21 protein-coding genes are annotated in these 17,863 nt (G+C 58.3%); 10 read left to right on the top strand and 11 right to left on the bottom strand.

Features of this window, described 5'->3' with window-relative positions:
• Window positions 1–21: 21 nt before the first annotated feature.
• Both folM and V6P94_RS22975 read right to left on the bottom strand, forming a co-directional pair.
• Entirely contained in the window at window positions 22–732 is a 711-nt protein-coding gene (gene folM, locus V6P94_RS22980; protein ID WP_338648744.1) for a dihydromonapterin reductase, read from the bottom strand.
• An 88-nt stretch (window positions 733–820) separates the two neighbouring features.
• Window positions 821–1,390 (bottom strand): antibiotic biosynthesis monooxygenase, encoded by a 570-nt coding sequence (locus V6P94_RS22975; protein WP_338648743.1) that lies wholly within the window; start codon window positions 1,388–1,390, stop codon window positions 821–823.
• Between the two features lie 261 nt (window positions 1,391–1,651).
• On the opposite strand from V6P94_RS22975, the gene V6P94_RS22970 reads away from it, so the two are divergent.
• The gene (locus V6P94_RS22970; RefSeq protein WP_338648742.1) at window positions 1,652–2,584 is read left to right on the top strand and encodes a MerR family transcriptional regulator; all 933 of its coding nucleotides are present in this window, start codon (window positions 1,652–1,654) and stop codon (window positions 2,582–2,584) included.
• A 6-nt stretch (window positions 2,585–2,590) separates the two neighbouring features.
• Here the strand turns inward: V6P94_RS22970 and V6P94_RS22965 are convergent, their stop codons facing one another.
• Window positions 2,591–3,196, bottom strand: coding sequence for a hypothetical protein (locus V6P94_RS22965; RefSeq protein ID WP_338648741.1), 606 nt, complete (start codon window positions 3,194–3,196; stop codon window positions 2,591–2,593).
• 58 nt (window positions 3,197–3,254) lie between these two features.
• On the bottom strand, window positions 3,255–3,722 hold the full coding sequence (locus V6P94_RS22960; RefSeq protein ID WP_338648740.1) for a PAS domain-containing protein: 468 nt from the start codon (window positions 3,720–3,722) through the stop codon (window positions 3,255–3,257).
• 110 nt (window positions 3,723–3,832) lie between these two features.
• Here V6P94_RS22960 and V6P94_RS22955 point away from each other — a divergent pair, with 110 nt between their 5' ends.
• Window positions 3,833–4,288 (top strand): flavodoxin, encoded by a 456-nt coding sequence (locus tag V6P94_RS22955; protein ID WP_133076337.1) that lies wholly within the window; start codon window positions 3,833–3,835, stop codon window positions 4,286–4,288.
• Here V6P94_RS22955 and V6P94_RS22950 read toward each other — a convergent pair.
• Window positions 4,269–5,165: a LysR family transcriptional regulator gene (locus V6P94_RS22950; protein ID WP_338648739.1), complete on the bottom strand. Its 897-nt coding sequence runs from the start codon at window positions 5,163–5,165 to the stop codon at window positions 4,269–4,271. The genes V6P94_RS22955 and V6P94_RS22950 overlap by 20 nt on opposite strands.
• Window positions 5,166–5,264: 99 nt before the next feature.
• Between V6P94_RS22950 and V6P94_RS22945 the strand changes: the two genes are divergently transcribed.
• The 3 genes from V6P94_RS22945 to V6P94_RS22935 all read left to right on the top strand — a co-directional run bounded on the left by V6P94_RS22945 (window position 5,265) and on the right by V6P94_RS22935 (window position 7,112).
• Window positions 5,265–5,651, top strand: a complete 387-nt coding sequence (locus V6P94_RS22945) for a CidA/LrgA family protein (protein WP_326427341.1) — start codon at window positions 5,265–5,267, stop codon at window positions 5,649–5,651.
• Entirely contained in the window at window positions 5,641–6,327 is a 687-nt protein-coding gene (locus V6P94_RS22940; RefSeq protein ID WP_338648738.1) for an LrgB family protein, read from the top strand. The genes V6P94_RS22945 and V6P94_RS22940 overlap by 11 nt, the downstream gene beginning before the upstream one ends.
• Before the next feature lie 410 nt (window positions 6,328–6,737).
• Window positions 6,738–7,112 (top strand): hypothetical protein, encoded by a 375-nt coding sequence (locus V6P94_RS22935; protein WP_338648737.1) that lies wholly within the window; start codon window positions 6,738–6,740, stop codon window positions 7,110–7,112.
• A gap of 12 nt (window positions 7,113–7,124) precedes the next feature.
• Here V6P94_RS22935 and V6P94_RS22930 read toward each other — a convergent pair whose 3' ends face one another.
• A complete protein-coding gene (locus V6P94_RS22930) occupies window positions 7,125–7,919 on the bottom strand; it encodes an IclR family transcriptional regulator (protein WP_133076332.1) in 795 nt (264 codons plus the stop codon).
• Between the two features lie 164 nt (window positions 7,920–8,083).
• On the opposite strand from V6P94_RS22930, the gene hmgA reads away from it, so the two are divergent.
• The 4 genes from hmgA (at window position 8,084) to V6P94_RS22910 (ending at window position 12,592) form a co-directional block, all read left to right on the top strand.
• Window positions 8,084–9,388, top strand: coding sequence for a homogentisate 1,2-dioxygenase (gene hmgA, locus V6P94_RS22925; RefSeq protein ID WP_338648736.1), 1,305 nt, complete (start codon window positions 8,084–8,086; stop codon window positions 9,386–9,388).
• A 3-nt stretch (window positions 9,389–9,391) separates the two neighbouring features.
• Window positions 9,392–10,696 (top strand): fumarylacetoacetase, encoded by a 1,305-nt coding sequence (gene fahA, locus V6P94_RS22920; RefSeq protein ID WP_338648735.1) that lies wholly within the window; start codon window positions 9,392–9,394, stop codon window positions 10,694–10,696.
• Between the two features lie 12 nt (window positions 10,697–10,708).
• Window positions 10,709–11,347 carry a maleylacetoacetate isomerase gene (gene maiA / locus V6P94_RS22915; RefSeq protein WP_133076329.1) on the top strand — a complete coding sequence of 213 codons (639 nt, stop codon included), beginning with the start codon at window positions 10,709–10,711 and terminating at the stop codon, window positions 11,345–11,347.
• Between the two features lie 219 nt (window positions 11,348–11,566).
• Window positions 11,567–12,592, top strand: a complete 1,026-nt coding sequence (locus V6P94_RS22910) for a Glu/Leu/Phe/Val dehydrogenase dimerization domain-containing protein (RefSeq protein WP_338649465.1) — start codon at window positions 11,567–11,569, stop codon at window positions 12,590–12,592.
• On the opposite strand, the gene V6P94_RS22905 is transcribed toward V6P94_RS22910, so the two are convergent.
• From V6P94_RS22905 to V6P94_RS22895, 3 genes are all read right to left on the bottom strand, one after another.
• On the bottom strand, window positions 12,568–12,960 hold the full coding sequence (locus V6P94_RS22905) for a MerR family transcriptional regulator (protein WP_133076328.1): 393 nt from the start codon (window positions 12,958–12,960) through the stop codon (window positions 12,568–12,570). The two genes, V6P94_RS22910 and V6P94_RS22905, sit on opposite strands and share 25 nt — an antisense overlap.
• 39 nt (window positions 12,961–12,999) lie before the next feature.
• Window positions 13,000–13,575 (bottom strand): NAD(P)H-dependent oxidoreductase, encoded by a 576-nt coding sequence (locus V6P94_RS22900; RefSeq protein WP_338648734.1) that lies wholly within the window; start codon window positions 13,573–13,575, stop codon window positions 13,000–13,002.
• A gap of 78 nt (window positions 13,576–13,653) precedes the next feature.
• Window positions 13,654–13,911: a YebG family protein gene (locus tag V6P94_RS22895; RefSeq protein ID WP_338648733.1), complete on the bottom strand. Its 258-nt coding sequence runs from the start codon at window positions 13,909–13,911 to the stop codon at window positions 13,654–13,656.
• A 256-nt stretch (window positions 13,912–14,167) separates the two neighbouring features.
• Here V6P94_RS22895 and V6P94_RS22890 point away from each other — a divergent pair, with 256 nt between their 5' ends.
• Complete coding sequence (locus V6P94_RS22890) at window positions 14,168–14,668, top strand: phosphate-starvation-inducible PsiE family protein (RefSeq protein ID WP_133076326.1); 501 nt, start codon at window positions 14,168–14,170, stop codon at window positions 14,666–14,668.
• 70 nt (window positions 14,669–14,738) lie between these two features.
• Here the strand turns inward: V6P94_RS22890 and V6P94_RS22885 are convergent, their stop codons facing one another.
• On the bottom strand, window positions 14,739–15,167 hold the full coding sequence (locus V6P94_RS22885; protein ID WP_133076325.1) for an HPF/RaiA family ribosome-associated protein: 429 nt from the start codon (window positions 15,165–15,167) through the stop codon (window positions 14,739–14,741).
• A gap of 202 nt (window positions 15,168–15,369) precedes the next feature.
• A complete protein-coding gene (gene fecA / locus V6P94_RS22880; RefSeq protein WP_338648731.1) occupies window positions 15,370–17,706 on the bottom strand; it encodes a TonB-dependent Fe(3+) dicitrate receptor FecA in 2,337 nt (778 codons plus the stop codon).
• Window positions 17,707–17,863 lie beyond the last annotated feature (157 nt).

The following is a 17,863-nucleotide window of genomic DNA, read 5'->3' as shown; positions in this document are numbered from 1 at the left end:
AATACTTCCTCGCGGGGCGGCTTATTTTAGATGCCGGCCGCCATTGACGGTCAGGGTAGTGCCGGTCACATGGGGGTTGTCCAGCAGATAACGCAGGCTCTGGTAGATCACCTCGGCGCCGGGTTCTATGCCCAGCGCGGACTTGGCCAGCGCTTTGGTGCGGTACGCCGCATCGTCGTCAGGGTTGAACAACAGCATGGCCGGGGCGATGCCGTTGACTTTGATCTGTGGGGCCAGTTTAGCTGCGAATGACAGGGTCAGGCTGTCGAGCCCGGCCTTGGTGGCGCAATAGGCAATGTGCTTGCTGCTGCCCTTGCGGGTCACATCGTCGCTGATATGCACGATATCCGCCGGGGTCGAACGCTTGAGCAGCTCGCTGCAATGCAGGTTGATCAGGTAAGGCGCGAGCATGTGCACGCTGAACATGTGCGTAAAGGCGTCGGTTTCTGTCTGCGGGGTTTCTGCCAGCCAGGCCGAGGCGTTATGCACAATTGCCCGCAAGCAGTCGGTGTGCTCTTTAAGTCGCTGGATAAAATCCAGAATGCCAGCCTCGGTGGAGAAGTCGGCAAACAAGGCAACAGCGCCCAGGTCACGCAGGTTTTGCACCCCGGGTTTTTCGCTGCGATAGGTAAAAACCACCGGGTAGCCGTCTGCCAGCAATTGCTGCGCGCAGTACAGGCCGATGCGCTGGCCGGCACCCGTGATCAGGATCGGAGCAGAAGAAGTGGGCATGACAGACTCGGAGCAGGTAAGCCGGAAACAGTCGCGGCGCAATGGCAAAACTATACCAGCGTCCGCGACGTAAAGCCCAAGCCCGAGCTTAGTTGCGCTGGGTTGCGATTGCGCTGCGCAGGGGTTTGCCTGGCGAGCTGTGCAGCCAGTTGGCCAGCAGGTGCGTGGACAGTGGAATAAATAGATAAACCATCAGCGGCGTCAGGGCCAGGGTGCTGACCAGGACCCGAGGCAACAGGCTCAGCTCGCTCAATAAGGGCGCGCACACAAAATTGAACAGCAGCGACACGGGGAAGAACGCCAGCCAGATGGCAACGGCTTGTTTCCAGCGTGGTGGTCTTTGTCCGGCAGCGCCAAACCAGCCGTCGATCCCGCTGACGCGGTGCTCCGACGGGTTGGCAAACAAATCGCTGCCGCGCAGCAACCAGGCCTTGCGCGATACCGAGTGCTCCCAGGCATGCAAGGTGGCTTCGTCGGCAAAGCGGAAGATGATTTGAAATTCGTCGTCGCCCGGTGGCGGGGCCAGTACGCCGGAACCCAGGTATCCGGAAAAGTCCGTGGCCAGTTGTTCGCCTTCATGCAACCAGGCAATCAATTCCTGGTAGCGACCTTTGGCGACACGGCGCGCAACCATCAACGTGACAGGGGAGGTAGACATTGTGTATCTCCATGAGGCTAATGCTGCCCGGGTAGGGCAGGCACAAAACACAGCGCCGGGGTGGTGGGCTGAGTGATGAAAAACAAGCAAGTATTGTTCCTGAATGCTCACGGCGCCGTTTGTGGGGCGGGCGTGCCCGCAATGGCATCACCGCCGCTTACCTGGCAGGCAGCGGGGCCTGCATCGCGAGCAAGCCCGCTCCCACAGGGTCTGGATTGAGGGGTAGAATCCTGTCATCCCTTTCTGACTGTTGCCCGCCCAATGTCCGTGATTACTGAAGTTGAGCCCATTACACAGGCTGATGATTGCCAAGGTCTCTACCCGATCCGGGATGTGGCCAGGCTCACCGGCATCAACCCGGTGACCCTGCGTGCGTGGGAGCGGCGTTATGGCTTGATCGAACCAAAACGCACCGAAAGTGGGCATCGGCTGTACTCAGTGAGCGATATTGAGTCAATTCGCATGATCATGGGCTGGCTTGAGCGTGGGGTTGCTGTCAGCAAAGTCGCGCAATTGCTCGCAAACACGCAGCCCGCTGACAATCCGCAGCCCGAGGCCAGCGAGTATGGCGAATGGCAAACCCGTATCAGCAGCGCGCTCGCGGCCTTCAATGAGTCGGAGCTGGAGAGACTCTACGGTCAGATTTACTCCAGCTACCCGGTCGAAGTGGTGTTTCAGGGGATCTTCCTGCCCCTGTGGCAACAGTTGTCAAAAGCTCAGGATGTGTTTGGCCGAACCAGCGAATGGCTGATGCTGGACGGCTTCTTGCGCGGGCGGGTGCAGCATCGCCTGCAGTTGCAGGCGGCAGATGCCAGGCAGTGTGTGATGGTGGTGGCGATGCCCGAGCTGTGCCGCGAGCTGGAACTGCTGGTGACGGGCTTGCTGTTGACCCGTAATGATCGCGTAGTCCGGGTTTTGGCTATCGGCCAACCTTTGGAAGAGCTGTCACTGGTCTGCGAAAAACTGGAGCCTCAGGCTGTCGTGCTGTTTGCCAGTCATGCCCTGGGGACGGCGCACCACCGCCGGCTGATGCGGCTGGCGCAGACCTTGAATTGCTCGATGTCATTGGCCGGGGCCGGTTCGAATGTGGCCCAGGAAGCGCTGGCGGGTTCATCCATTGCTTGCCTGGGCAGTGAGGCCCTGTTGATGAATCAGCGACTGGACGCTGATCTCAAGGCAACACTGGGCAGCTGATCGAGATCAGCCGTGCAGGCTTGGGTGCGTCAGGCGGTGTTGCTGCAAGATGTATTGGCGCAGGCGTTCAGTCTCGCCCTTGTTACGCTGACTGAGCTGGTAGGCGTAAAGGCCCAGTTCGGTTTTACGTTCAAGGGTGCCGCGCAGGGCAATGCGCTCATGGCCGCCTGGGCTGAACCACTGTGCAAACTGGCGGGGTGGCTCGCTGTCGTGACGCATTTCAACCAGCATCCCTTTGAACGAAAGTTCGGTGACCCACAGGTGACCGGCTTTGCCCCTGATGTTTTCCAGGGGGACCGGTTCTGCCAAGGTGAGGCGCCAGGGGCGGGATTTGGGCCCGTCCTCGAAGATGCTCGGCGTTCCGAGTTGAAGATGCTGGGCATGGAACTCGTCTTCAACCAGACGCAGTGGAAAGCTCATTTGCTGGTTGGCGAATTGCGCCAGGATGGTGACCTGTTCATGGGCCGCCAGGCGTGTCAGCAGATCACGGATTTGCGACACACCGTTGACCGTCAGGCTGGACGACGCATCCCGCGTATTGAGCAGCGGGTTTTGGTGCATCGTTCGGATGAAATCCAGCTCGTCCTGAGTCAAAAGGGCATCGTGAGACATGGATGGGGCTCAAAAAAAGGTCAGAAAAATCGTCATTGCGATTATCAGACCGCTTTTTTTACGTTTTGTTTGATCCGCTCGTCGCCTTGAGTGCCTGCAACTCGGCCTGGACAGCAGCCAGCTGGGCTTCGAGCTGCGCGACACGCTGTTCGGCCTTGACGTGCTGGGTGACATCTTTCTGCACGCCAATAAAGTAGGTCAGCTTGTCGTTCTCGTTGAACACCGGCGTTATCGACAGCTCATTCCAGAAGTGCGTGCCGTCCTTGCGATAGTTGCGTAGCACCTGGCGAGTCGGCTGCCCGCTGGCAATGGCTTCGCGGATCAACTGCAGGCCACGCTGGTCGCGGTCGCCAGCCTGCAAAAAACGGCAGTCCTGATACAGGATGTCGTCGCGGCTGTAGCCGGTGAGGGCCTCAAACGCATCGTTAACATAAATCAGAATGTTGTCTTCGCCTTCTTGTTCGGCCACCACAATGCCGTCCTGGGACGCGTCTACCATGCGCTGCAACAAGCGGGCGTTGATCATCGTGCAATTCTCTTTAGTCGAACAGATTGCTGCATCTTAAGGCATAGGTACGAGAGCTGTGTCGCACCTGTTAATATCCCAGCCTTTTAGTCAGTTACAGGATCAGATTGATGAAAGTCGCCATCCTTTGCGGCTCGGTGTACGGCACTGCTGAAGAAGTCGCCCGTAATGCCAAGCAACTGCTCACTGATGCCGGTTTTGAGGTGTTTCTCAATTCCCGCGCCACCCTTGCCGATCTCCAGGCGTTCGGCCCTGAAGCTTTGTTGGCCGTGACCTCGACCACGGGCATGGGCGAGCTGCCCGACAATCTTGTGGCGTTGTACAGCGCCATTCGTGACCAGCTGCCAGCCGCCTGGCGCGGTTTGCCCGGTGCCGTGATCGCCTTGGGTGACGAGAGCTACGGCGATACGTTCTGTGGCGGTGGCGAGCAACTGCGCGAACTGTTTGCCGAGCTTGGCGTGGGCGAAGTACTGCCGATGCTGCGCCTGGATTCCAGTGTCACGGTGACGCCAGAGGAAGACTCCGAGCCCTGGATTGCAGACTTGATCAAAGCACTGAGCCAATAACCGGGCGTTCACGCAGCAGCTCAAGCCAGGCTTGGGCTGCCCGTGACAAATACGCGCCGTCGCGCCAGATGAACGCGATATCCCAGCGCAAATAGTCCGGTGCCAGCAGCTTTACCCGCACCACGCCGGGGCGCACCAGCCCGCGGGCAACCACGCTGGGCAGCAATACCACGCCCTGGCCTGCGGCCACCAGTGCCACCAAAAAATCCGCCTGCCCACTGCGTCCGCCTTCGATGGGGGTAAAGCCCGCTTGCTGGCAGGCCTTGAGCACGCGATCGTTGAGCACAAAACTGCGCTGATAGAGCAAAAAAGGAGTATCGGCCAATTGTTCAAGGCGCACGCTGGGGCCTTCTGCCAGCGGGTGATCTACCGGGATCAAAACGTCCAGAGGCTCGTCACAAAAGGGCAGATAAGCAAAAGCGGGATTCTTCGGCGTCAAGCTACCGCCCAGTTCCAGCTCGCCGCTCAAAACCGCCTTTTCAATATTCAAGCTGCCTTCTTCCAACAACTGCACCTGAATATTCGGATAACGTCGCCGGTATTCGGCAAATAACCCGGCAAACAGCGTATTGCTGCCCAGCAATGGCAGGCCAACTCGCAGCTCGCCCCGGGTCAGATGGCTCAAATCGTCCAGTTCGCTCAGCAACTCGTTGTGCAAACGCAGCATGTCCTCGGCTCGCTGTAGCACCACCGTCCCCGCAGCCGTCAGCCTGACGTGTGAGCCCAGGCGATCGAACAGGGGCGTGCCCAGGCTGTGCTCGAGCTGTGCCACCTGCTTGCTGACCGCCGACTGGCTGATATGCAGGCCGCTGGCGGCCTGGGTGAAGCCGCCCAGGCGTGCAACTTCAATAAAAGTGCGCAGGTGTTTGAATTCCATCGTCGTGATTCCGTTTTGGAATGGCTATAAGTCTGACAATTCGTTTTTGGGATGGTAGCAGGCTCTTTAGACTGATGGCTTGTCAGGAATGGAAAGATCATGAAACGCTTTGATGTAAAACGCTTGGGTCGGCTGATCAGTGAGCTGGCGGTGTTGTTGGCGCTCTACTTCTTGGGCTGCCAGCTCGCGGCCTGGTGGCACTTGCCAATACCGGGGGGTGTCGTGGGCATGGCGCTGTTGCTGTTGGCGTTTGCCCTGGGCTGGGTCAAGCCTGCGACCCTGCAACTGGGGGCCGGCGTGTTGATGACTGAAATGCTGTTGTTTTTTATTCCCGCGCTGATGAGCCTGCTCGACTACGGCGTGATCATGCGTGATGACGGCTGGCGCATCCTGCTGGTGATTGGCGTCAGCACCCTGCTGGTGATGGTTGTGACGGCGTTTACCGTTGAGGCGGTATGCCGTTGGAGAGTGCGCCATGAAGTTTGAACTGATGCCCATGTTCTGGCTGTTGTTCACTCTGGGCACCTACGGTTTTAGCCGCTGGTTGTATCAGCGCGCCGGCCGCTATCTGCTGTCACCGCTGATTCTGGTACCTGCCTTGCTGCTTGCCGTGGCCGTCCCGTTACACACCGCCTATGCCGAGTACTCCAGCAACACCCATTGGCTGATGCTGGTGTTGGGGCCTGTGACGGTCGCCTTCGCTGTGCCTATCTGGCAGCAGCGCAGGTTGCTGGCCCGGCATTGGGTGGCTTTGCTGCTGGGCATGCTGGCAGGCAGCGCAGCGTCCATCGGCAGTTCATTCTGGCTGGCCAGGGCGCTGTCACTCGACACTGAACTCACCATGTCATTGGTGCCGCGCTCCATCACCACCCCGTTTGCCATGCCGCTGGCCCAGGGTTTGGGTGGCGTACCGGAACTGACGGCTGTGTTTGTGATGTTTACCGGAGTATTTGGCGCATTGCTGGGCGGCATCCTGCTCAAGTGGTTGCCGCTGCGCAGCAGTCTGGCACGGGGTGCGCTGTTCGGTATCGGTGCCCATGGGGCGGGCGTGAGCCGCGCCCGGGAAGTGGGGAGCGAAGAAGGTTCGGTGGCAGGGCTGGTGATGGTGTTGACCGGCATTCTTAACCTGTTCGCCGCGCCGCTGCTGGCGATGGTGTTTTAGCTTTTACCGTTGCCACACAATCTGCGGGCATAAAAAAGGCCGCTGAAAACAGCGGCCAAGGAAGACGTTCATCAAGGAGCTACAAATCAACGTCAGGGTAAATCGGGTGCAGAGTCGATGCGACTCGATGCGTTGGACGTGTGTCCGTGCTGGAAAGTTCGACAAGAATAAGGACTTGCCCGCTGCGGAGTAAGGCCGCTTTACGACAATCTCTTTTACAGCTTCGACAACAGTGGTGGAGCAAAAAAGTGCGGTAGCTCAGAGGGTTATATATCTGATGAGGGCGTGATAACTATGTACTTCATGCCCTGCATATTGGCCGTGTTGAATGCGCTTTCACATGATTTCTCCCGGCTGATCTGATGCAGCACGAGGCTGCACAGGCCGGGAGCAATGACAGGAGGTTCATCATGAGCGATATGGATAAGCGCGTGTTCGATGCTGCAAGCTTCACCCTCAAGCCGAGCCCGGAAGTGCTCGAGCGGGTACGCTCGTTTCTGAATGAGCAGTTGCTGCACCATGCAATAGATTGCGAAAACATTTACATCAACACGGTCAACAACATCGTTGACCTGACATTGACCTTTAACCAGGACCTGCAGGGCCTTGGCATGGACACGCTGGAGTGGGGCACGGTCCAGTTGCACAACGACTGGGAAACAGGCGTGTTCTCTAAACCCTGGACGTTCCAGGACAGCCACCGAATGCATCAGTTTGCCATCGAGGACATCGAACAACTGATGAGAGACCTGCTCGATGAAGCCAAATACAAATGGATGGTTTGACGTCGCTGATCGTCAGCCCGGCTGATAGCCCATTCGCCAACTGATGGCCTGGCTGGCAGCCAGCAAACGCTTGGCTGCCGGCCCGTTTTCATCGGCGTGGAACAGTGATGTGGGGCCAACCACGGTCAGTACGCCGGCAACCTTGCCGGTAGCGTCGAATACCGGGGCCGACAGCGCATCAACACCGGGCATCAGCAAGCCATGCACAAAGTGCAAGCCACGCTGACGGATGTGCTCACAGAGCCGGGTATAGGCCTCGGGTTTTTCCAGCGGGTGAACCAGATCGGTTTTTAATTCCAGTTCGCGCAAATCGGCGGTTTCGCGGTCCGGCAAAAAGGCGTTGAACACCAGCCCCGTGGATGAACTCAGCAGCGGTAAAACCGAGCCTAGCTGAGTGACCACCGTGATTGCCCGCACCGCCGGTTCAATATGCACCACCGTGGCCCCCTGATTGCCCCACACGGCCAGAAAGCAGGTTTCGTTCAAGTCATCACGCAACTCGGCCAGGGGCAGGGCGGCGACCTTTAGCACATCCATGCTGTTGAGCGCGGCCAGGCCCACTCGTAACGCCTCACGCCCCAGGCCGTAATGGTTGGTGGCGATATTCTGCTCGGCAAACCCGCTGGCAATAAGCGCCTGTAAATAGCGATGCACCTTGCTGGCGGGCATCTGCACGTGTTCGGCCAGGCGCGACAGCGAGGTCGAGGGTGACAGCTCGGCCAGGGCCTTGAGGATGTCTGTGCCGACCTCGGCCGAACGCACTTTTTGTTTGCCGGCACTGTCATTGCTGCTACGGGGCTTTTCCATGGTGATGCTTATATCTCGGGACGAATGGGCGTCTTTATAGCTTGACGCTTAATACCAATCAAATTACGTTATGCGTAATTGAATTACGATAAAAATAACGCAGCGACGCGCAGGTTGTCTCACAGCAATGCGCAGTCCACTGTCTTCTCCACTCTGGAGGCTCCATGAACCTCGACGCGTCTTCGCCAGTCTTTGGCTATCAATCCGGGTTTGGCAATGAATTCAGCAGCGAAGCACTGCCCGGCGCCTTGCCGGTCGGTCAGAACTCTCCGCAAAAAGCCCCGTACGGCCTGTACGCCGAATTGTTGTCCGGCACTGCATTCACCATGGTCCGCAGCGAATCGCGGCGGACCTGGATGTACCGCATCCAGCCGTCCGCCAATCATCCTGCGTTCGTTAAGCTGGAGCGGCAATTGGCCGGCGGCCCACTGGGCCCGGTAACGCCTAATCGCTTGCGATGGAATCCGCTGCCAATCCCTGCCGAGGCCACTGACTTTATCGATGGCCTCGTGGGCATGGTGGCCAATAGCGGGGCGGAAAAACCCTCGGGCATCAGCATTTACCATTACCGTGCCAACACCTCGATGCAGCGTGTGTTTTTCAATGCTGACGGCGAGTTGCTGCTGGTGCCTGAGCATGGTCGCTTGCGTATCTGCACGGAGCTGGGGCGTCTGGACCTGGAGCCTTTGGAGATTGCGGTCATCCCCCGTGGACTAAAGTTTCGCGTTGAGTTACTCGACCCGCAGGCCCGTGGCTATGTCGCCGAAAACCACGGCGCGCCGTTGCGTCTCCCGGACCTGGGGCCGATTGGCAGCAATGGTCTGGCCAACCCCCGCGACTTCTTGGCGCCGGTCGCCCATTACGAAGACGGCCAGGGCAGCACGACACTGATGCAAAAATTTCTCGGCGAACTGTGGGGCTGCGAGCTGGATCACTCGCCGCTGAACGTGGTCGCGTGGCATGGCAATAACGTGCCCTACAAATACGACTTGCGCCGCTTCAATACCATTGGCACGGTCAGCTTCGACCATCCCGATCCGTCCATTTTTACCGTCCTGACTTCGCCGACCAGCGTGCCTGGCCTGGCCAATCTGGACTTCGTGATTTTCCCGCCGCGCTGGATGGTGGCTGAAAACACCTTCAGGCCACCGTGGTTCCACCGCAACCTGATGAACGAATTCATGGGCCTGATCCAGGGCAGCTACGATGCCAAGGCCGAAGGCTTCTTGCCGGGAGGTGCCTCTCTGCACAGCTGCATGAGCGCCCACGGCCCGGACGGCGAAACCTGTACCAAAGCGATTGCGGCCGAGCTGCAACCGAGCAAGATCGACAACACCATGGCCTTCATGTTTGAGACCAGCCAGGTGTTGCGTCCCAGCCGGTTTGCGCTTGAATGCCCGCAACTGCAATCGAACTACGACGCTTGCTGGGCCTCCTTGCCCGCAACCTTCACCCCGAATCGGAGATAACCCATGACCCAGTCCACCTTCCCCCGTAGCTGGATTGCCTCCGCCAACGGTCACAGCGACTTCCCGCTGCAAAACTTACCGATGGGCATTTTCAGTATTGATGGATCTGCTGCGCGCAGCGGGGTTGCCATTGGCGATTCCATTTTCGACCTTGAAGCCGGACTGGCGGCCGGTCTGTTCGAAGGCCAGGCGAAGGCTGCAGTAGAAGCCTCGTTGGGCGGGGCGTTGAATGCCTATTTTGCGTTGGGCCGCAGCGCCCGGGTTGCCCTGCGCGAGCGCCTGCTTGAACTGCTGGTTGAAGGCAGCACCCTGCGCGGGAAAATCGAAGCCCAAGGCGCAAAGCTGCTGCCGTTGGCGGCGGATTGCCAGCTGCATCTGCCTGCCAGAATCGGTGACTACACCGACTTTTATGTCGGTATCGAGCACGCAAAAAATGTCGGCAAACTGTTCCGTCCCGACAATCCGCTGCTGCCCAACTATAAGTATGTGCCGATTGGCTATCACGGCCGCGCCTCTACCATTCGTGCGTCGGGTGCCGACGTACGTCGTCCAAAAGGGCAAACCTTGCCAGCGGGTCAGACTGAACCGACCTTTGGTCCATGCGCGCGCCTGGACTATGAGCTGGAGCTGGGGATCTGGATTGGCCAGGGCAATGAGATGGGGGACGCGATTCCTGTCAGCGAAGCAGGCGAGCACATCGCCGGTTTCTGCTTGCTCAACGACTGGTCGGCCCGGGATATCCAGGCCTGGGAATACCAGCCGCTGGGCCCGTTTCTGTCCAAGAGCTTTATCACCAGCATCTCGCCGTGGGTGGTAACGGCTGAAGCGCTGGAGCCGTTCCGCCGTGCGCAACCGGCCCGTCCTGAAGGTGACCCGCAGCCGTTGCCGTATCTGCTTGACCCCAAGGACCAGGCCGGTGGTGCCCTGGATATTGAACTTGAAGTGCTGTTGTTGACCGAGTCGATGCGCCAGCAAAATCTGCCCGCCCATCGCCTGGGGTTGAGCAATAGCCTGAACATGTACTGGACTGCTGCGCAGCTGGTGGCTCACCACAGCGTCAATGGGTGCCAATTGCAGTCAGGCGACCTGTTCGGTTCGGGGACTTTGTCGGGCCCTGACCGCTCGCAGCTGGGCAGCCTGCTGGAAATCACCGAAGGCGGCAAACTCCCGATCGAGCTGGCTTCGGGAGAGGTGCGCAAATTTTTGGAGGACGGTGATGAAATCATCCTGCGTGCCCGCTGCACCCGTGAAGGTCATGCCTCCATTGGTTTCGGCGAGTGCCGGGGCAAGGTTGTCGCAGCGCGTTAAAAGGAGCGGGTCATGGAACTCTTTACCTATTACCGCTCCACGTCTTCTTACCGGGTGCGGATCGCGCTGGCGCTCAAGGGCCTGGATTATCAGGCAGTGCCGGTCAACCTGATTGCGCCGCCTGGCGGTGAACACCGCCAGGCGGCATATCTGGCGATCAACCCGCAAGGCCGCGTGCCGGCCTTGCGCACCGATGAGGGCAGCGTGCTGACCCAGTCGCCGGCGATCATTGAATATCTTGAAGAGCGTTATCCGCAGGTAGCGCTGCTGTCCCCGGATCTCACCGTACGCGCTCACGAACGGGCGGTGGCGGCCCTGGTGGCCTGCGATATTCACCCGTTGCACAACGTCAGCGTGCTCAATCAACTGCGTCAATTGGGGCAGAGCGAAGAGCAAGTGGTGCAGTGGATCAGTCACTGGATCACCCAAGGGCTGGGAGCCATTGAGCAATTGATCGGTGACAGCGGATATTGCTTCGGGTCGCAGCCAGGGTTGGCGGATGTGTACCTGATCCCGCAGTTATACGCCGCGCAGCGTTTTGGCGTGCCAATGGCGGCGTACCCGCGCATTGCCCGTGTGGCAGCGCTGGCTGAGCAACACCCGGCGTTTATCCAGGCGCATCCGGCCAATCAGCCTGATACACCTGCCTGAACTCACTGTGGGAGCGGGCTTGCTCGCGATCGAATCAACGCGGTCTTGCTGGATAACCTCGTTGTTTGTATCGCGAGCAAGCCCGCTCCCACAGAATCCGATCCCGCCGGGATATGTCCGAAACCCCGAAAACCGCACAGGCTTATTCCTGCGCACTTCAACGATTTTTCTGGCGCCGCCTATACTGGCGATTACCCATAATCGTTCGAGGGCCTGATGATGTTTGCTCTCATGCAAAGCGCTCAGCTGGAGTCGCTGCACCTTAGTGTGGACCCCGTTACAGGCCTCAAGGCCGTGATTGCGATTCATAACACTCATTTGGGTCCAGCATTGGGTGGCTGCCGTTATCTGGCGTACCCCAACGACGAAAGTGCTGTGAACGATGCCATTCATCTGGCTCAAGACATGAGCTACAAGGCGGCTCTGGCCGGTCTGGCCGTTGGGGGTGGACAGGCAGTCGTTATTCGTGCGGCCCATGTCGAAAGCCGTGCGCAGCTGTTTGAAGCGTTTGGCCGCTGCGTGGAGCAACTGGACGGGCGCTACATCACCGCCATCGACAGCGGCACCTCTACCGCCGATATGGATTGCATTGCCCAACATACCCGACACGTCACCAGTACCAGCGCTGCAGGCGATCCTTCGCCCCATACGGCAATGGGTGTGTTTGCCGGTATTCGCAGCACCGCCTCGTCGCGCTTGGGCAGCGACAATCTCGAAGGTTTGCGGGTAGCGGTACAAGGGTTGGGCAAGGTGGGGTACGCGCTGGCCGAGCAACTGCATGCCGCGGGAGCCGAGTTGCTGGTCTGCGATACCGATCCGGTTAAAGTGCGCCTGGCCATGGAGCAACTTGGTGCGCATCCCATCGCGTGCGAAGCCTTGCTCAGTACCCCGTGCGATATTCTGGCGCCGTGTGGTCTGGGTGGCGTGCTGAACTGGCACAGTGTGGCGCAACTGCGCTGCTCGGCTGTGGCCGGATGTGCGAATAACCAGCTGACCAACCTGCAAGTGGCAGATCAGCTTGAGCGGCGGGGTATTTTGTACGCGCCCGATTACGTCATTAATTCTGGCGGCTTGATCTATATGGCGCTGACCCATGAAGGCGCAACGCCCGAGGCCATCAATGAGCAGTTGTTGCGTATCAGCCGGCGATTGACCGGCATCTACGCCCATGCCCAGGCTGAAAAGCGCTCACCGGCACGGGTTTCGGATGAGCTGGCGCATCAATTGCTGTACCCCAAGGACTGAACACAGGCCAAATCCAGCTCCAGGCCTCCCATGGCAAAGCGTGACTCAAACTCAACCAGCCCCGCATGCACCTGCTGCAATGCCTCGATCTGGCTTGCCACAGCGTGTTTTTTGCGGGCAATTGCGTTGCTGACCACTTCCCAGGGCAGTGTCTGGCCACGGTGCTCATCGAGAATGGCCTGCATCTCCTTGAGTTTGAAACCCAATTGCTGCGCGCACTTGATAAACATCAACAGCTCAACGCTCTGCTCGCAGTAGACGCGATAAGCCCCCCGGCGTTGCGGTGGTGGCAACAGGCCGATGTCTTCGTAATGGCGAATGCTTTTGACGGTGGTGCCCGACAGCTGGGCGGCTTTGCCGATGTACATGAAAAGTCCTTTTTCAATGGCCGCCCGCAAGGCTGATGCTCAGCGGATCGCGAGCGTGCGGGCTTGCTGCAGCCATGTGGTTTTTTGTGCGTGCGTGGCGTCCAGAAGCGGGCCGAACGTCAGGGTGGCGAGGGGCTTTATGCCACAAAACGCGAGGGTGGTTTTGCGTATTTGATGCAGTCCCGGCATGCGGTAAACCCATTTGTAGTACCAAGGGGGCGTGTCCATCGTCACCAGCAGGTGGGCACTGCGACCTTTCAAGAGCTTGTCTGGGAATGCCTTGCCCTTGCGGTACTGAAAGGCAAAGCCGGGTAGCAGGATCCGGTCGAAAAAACCTTTCATTAATGCGGGGATTCCACCCCACCAGATCGGGTAGACCAGGACCAGATGCTCAGCCCAGAGGATGTCTGCCTGAGCGTTGAGCAAATCAGGCTCCAGTGCCTGGATCTGCCTGTAACCCTCATGGAGTACCGGATCGAAGTGCAGGGTGCCCAATTGCATGACGCGAACATCATGGTTGGCACTCCTGGCAGCCTCGACATAGCTGTCTGCCAGTGCACCACAGAAACTGTCGGTGCCGGGGTGACCCAGGATCACCAGTACTCGCTTGCTCATCGTGACGCCAACCTGAAAGGGGGCCTTCGAGGTTAGGGGCTGCCCCATAGGGGAGAGTCAAGCGAGGACTGGGTGCGATTACTCGCTGCCGACCAGCAACTCGGACAGGGCGTCCGGCTGGCTCTTGAAGGCCTTGGCAAACACATCGCGATTTTTCGCCATGTAAATACCGGCTTCCTCGACTTGTTGCTCGCTCAGGGACGGCACAGCTTTTTGCAACACTTCGGCCAGCAATTCTGCCAGTTCCAGCATTTTGTCATGACGGTCAGCTTCGGCTTTATCCATGAACAAACGCTCCAGATCTCGGCTGCTGCGGTATACCACTTCGACGGCCATTTACCACCTCATATGCCTTCACGTAAATTATCTTGCGATTACTGTATTTATATACAGCTAAAAGGATAATCCAATCACCTGGATTTGAATAGCGGCTTTTTCACTCTAGCTGCAATTGGTAGGCGCAACGGTAGCCTGACGTGTCTAATAGCCGCCCGCCATCATCTCACCAGGGGTCGCTGGCCTTTTTTCTGCATGTAAAAAGCGTCATGTGCATCGCGGATGATCCGTTCGAGTCGATTCAAGGAGCTGCATCGTGAGAGTTAACAAAGCTGAGAAGCTACGTCGCCAGGTTCATGAACTGGCCGAATCGATGGGCAATCTGTTCGTCGAAACCTTCCATTACCTGGCGTTGTTTGCCATTGGAGCGGTCACTGCCTGGGCGGCGGTGATGGAATTTCTGGGGATGGTGGAGAAGGGCAACATCTCGATTGATGACATCCTGCTGCTGTTCATCTACCTGGAACTGGGCGCCATGGTAGGCATTTATTTCAAAACCAACCACATGCCCGTGCGCTTCCTGATTTACGTGGCAATTACGGCGCTGACCCGCTTGCTGATTTCCAACGTGTCACACCACAACCCGCCGGACATGGGCGTGGTGTACCTGACCGGGGCAATCCTGTTGCTGGCGTTTGCCATCCTGGTGGTGCGCTATGCGTCTTCGCAGTTCCCGTCTGTGAAGATCGAGAATCCCCATCGCAAGACCGGTACCGGCTCCAGTGAGCATCCGGAAGTGGAGAAGGGCGAGTTGTAAGGGCTCTTCATGAAAAAGGGCGGGCTTACCGAAGTAAGCCCGCCCTTTTTTATGCGTCCTGGACGCGGTATCAGCTATTGAGTTCGAGTTCTTTTTCTTTTTCCAAAAACTCTTCTTCCAGCAAAGCGTCAGCGCTCTGCTTTGGTTCTTTTGCCTCAAACCCTTCCGGGGCGAGGGCCGCAGTGCGTTTGCCACGCAGCTTGCCGAACAGGTGTTCCAGAGCGTGCTCCAGCTTTTCAGCTGCACCCTCCACAGCCTGGGTCAGCGAATCAGCGTCGTGGGATACAAGAATCGGCTGGTGTCCTTTAGGTCGAGCCTCCATTTTGCAGCGTTTGTCCTTCGGACCAGACTTGCCACCATTTTCATCACTGAGATGGACCTCGACCCGGGTCAGATCTTCCAAATGGCGTTCGAGCGTTACTTCAACAGTAGCGGTGACCCAGTCTTGGGTGCGTTTGTCACTGTCGATATGTTTATCGGAAAAGACGTGAGTAAGCATAGTTCTTCCCTTATATAAGCGTGCTCGTGTGAGGTCTGACGGCCTCGTGTGTACAAAGGTTCATCGTCATTGCTCAGTTACAGTGTTTGGGCCGATGAGCAAATATTTCAAGCACTATTTTCAGGAAGTCTTTCAAGTCGTGATCGGCGTCAGTCTTTGCCGGTGAGAAAAGCCCGCGTGTGCGGGCTATGATCGATTTATATCAAAATGCGACAGAAGTCTGGACGTAGAGCGTGCGCGGTTCGCCCACGTATTTCCCCTTGTTGTTATCGTCAAACGAGCGTGTGTAGTACTCGTGATTGAGGATGTTTTTGACGCCCACCGCCACGTTCAGGTCAGACAGTTGATGACCGAAGTCATAGCCCACGCGGCTGTTGAACACCATGTAACCGGGGATTAAACCGGTACTGCCGTCAGCGCTTTCGGCACGTGTGTTGGCGTTGTCGGCGAACTGGTTGCTCTGGAAGGTACTGTCCAGATTGGCTTTCCATTGGCCTTCGGTATAACCGACTCCGATGCTGCCTTTGTTTTTCGAGGAGAACGGCACACGATTGCCTTTGTTCGGCCCATCTTCACGGATGGTCGCGTCAACATAGGCGTAGGTGGCGTATACGTCGAAACCCGCCAGTACCGGGCTCAGGCCATCCAGCGCGTAATTGATGCTGGCCTCGATGCCCTGGTGCCGTGTCTTGCCCCGGGCGATCACCGTATCGGTGGTCTGGTTGCTGTCGTACTGATTGTTGAAGTTGATGAGAAATGCGCCGATCTCCGCGCGCAGGTTGCCATTGTCATAGCGTGTGCCGATTTCCCAGGTGCGGGCTTTTTCCGGTTTTACTTCGCCGCCGGTGACGCGGTTGGGCATCTGGCTGTACTGCACGCTGCCGAAGGAACCTTCGGTATTGGCGTAGAGATTCCAGCTGTCTGTCACGTGGTACATCACGTTCAAGGCAGGCAGCGGAGTGTTGTAGTCACCCTTGTATTTGACGTGGGTCAGCAGGTTGGTTTGCTGCTGTTCAATCATTTCGTAGCGAATGCCGGGGGTGAACGTCCACTTGCCGATGTCGATCTTGTCGTCGATAAAGAACGCATGGGCCTCGGCGGCGCCCCGGGTGTCGCGGTCATTGCGGCTATTGGTGGTAGGCAGCTGGTTGGCTGCAATGGGCGTGCGGTAGCGCAGTTCATGGCCAGCTTCGTTGATATAGCGATAGCCCGCGCCCACTTCGTGGCTGGTGTTGCCCAGATCAAAGCCCTGGGCTATGCGTGTTTCGATCCCCCGAACCCAGTATTCCCGTGGTGACAGCGAGAGAAAGGTGCCCTGGTCCAGGTAACCGCTGCGCAGGGTTTTGGTGAAGAAGCTGTTGACCGTGAATTCACGGCGGTCTTCCTGGTAGCGATAACCGAAGTTGACCAGTGTGCGGCGGCCCCAGAACTTGTCGTTCGGGCGGGTCGATTGATACGGGTCAGCCTTGTAGGCCGCTGTGCTCAGGCCGCCAGGCATATCGGCTTCGCCATCGTAGTACTGGGCCATGGCGTTCAGGCTGTTGGCTTCGTCGATCTGGTAATTGCCTTTGAGGATCAAGTCGTCGATGCGCGTGTCGCTGTGTTCGCGCCAGTCACCGCCGCGGGTACCGGAGTACAGCAAGGCGCCGCCAAGGCCATTGTCAGCTGTACCACCGGCCAGCAGGTTGGCGGTTTTCTTGAAGCCATCCTGTGTGGACGACGGGCTGGTCTCGGTCTGGAAACCCGCCTTGACGGTAGGTTCGTCAGGAATGGCGCGAGTCACGAAATTGACGATACCGCCTACGTTTTGCGGGCCATAACGCACTGCACCGCCGCCGCGAACCACGTCGACTGCATCCATGTTGCCCATGCTGATCGGAGCAAACGACAACTGCGGCTGACCGTAGGGCGCGAAGGGCACGGGGATGCCGTCCATCAACACGGTCGAACGGGTCGCCAGCCGTGGATTGAGCCCGCGAATACCGAAGTTGAGGGCCATATCATGGCTGCCAGTACCGTTGTTTTCCGGGGCGTTGACGCCGGGAATGCGATTGAGCACTTCCCGGGCAGTGGTCGCGCCCTGGCGTTCGAAGTCTTCGCGGCGGATCACGTCACGGGCGCCGGGGTGTTCGAATACATTGGTCTGCGCCGCGTCTCCCAGCCAGTCGCCGACCACGCTGGAAGCGCCCAGCTCAATGCTTGCCGGCGCTGTGGAGGCAGTCACCGGTTGCAGGCTGAACGCGCCCTGGCCTTCGGCACGGGCTTGCAGGCCGGTGCCTTCGAGCAAGGCGTGCAAGCCTTGCTCGGGGTCGTAGGTGCCTTCCAGGCCCTTGCTCTGAATACCGCTGGCGGCGGTTGAACTGAAGGAAATCAGCACCCCGGCTTCACGACCGAACTGGTTCAGGGCGTTTTCCAGCGATGAGGGGGCGATGTGATAGGCCTTGGCGTCGGCAAAGGCCATCGGTACAACGCTGAAACTCAAACTGGCACCCAGTAGCAAACGGGTCAGGGACATGAGACGCAAGGGCTGAGCAGGCATGAATGGATCCTGAGAAGATGAAAAACGAAGTGGCTTTCCTTCTCTGTCACGCCAGATTTGAAATCAGCTCACAGTGTTTGAAATTTAATTGTCCCTGTAGCCGCTGCCGCAGGCTGCGATAAGGGCCGAAGGACCTTCGCTCTTAAAAAGCGCGACC

Source organism: Pseudomonas sp. ML2-2023-3 (assembly GCF_037055275.1).
In the GTDB taxonomy this organism is placed as follows: domain Bacteria; phylum Pseudomonadota; class Gammaproteobacteria; order Pseudomonadales; family Pseudomonadaceae; genus Aquipseudomonas.
The sequence above is the reverse complement of the archived record's forward strand: the minus strand, read 5'-3'. Positions and strand labels throughout refer to the sequence as shown.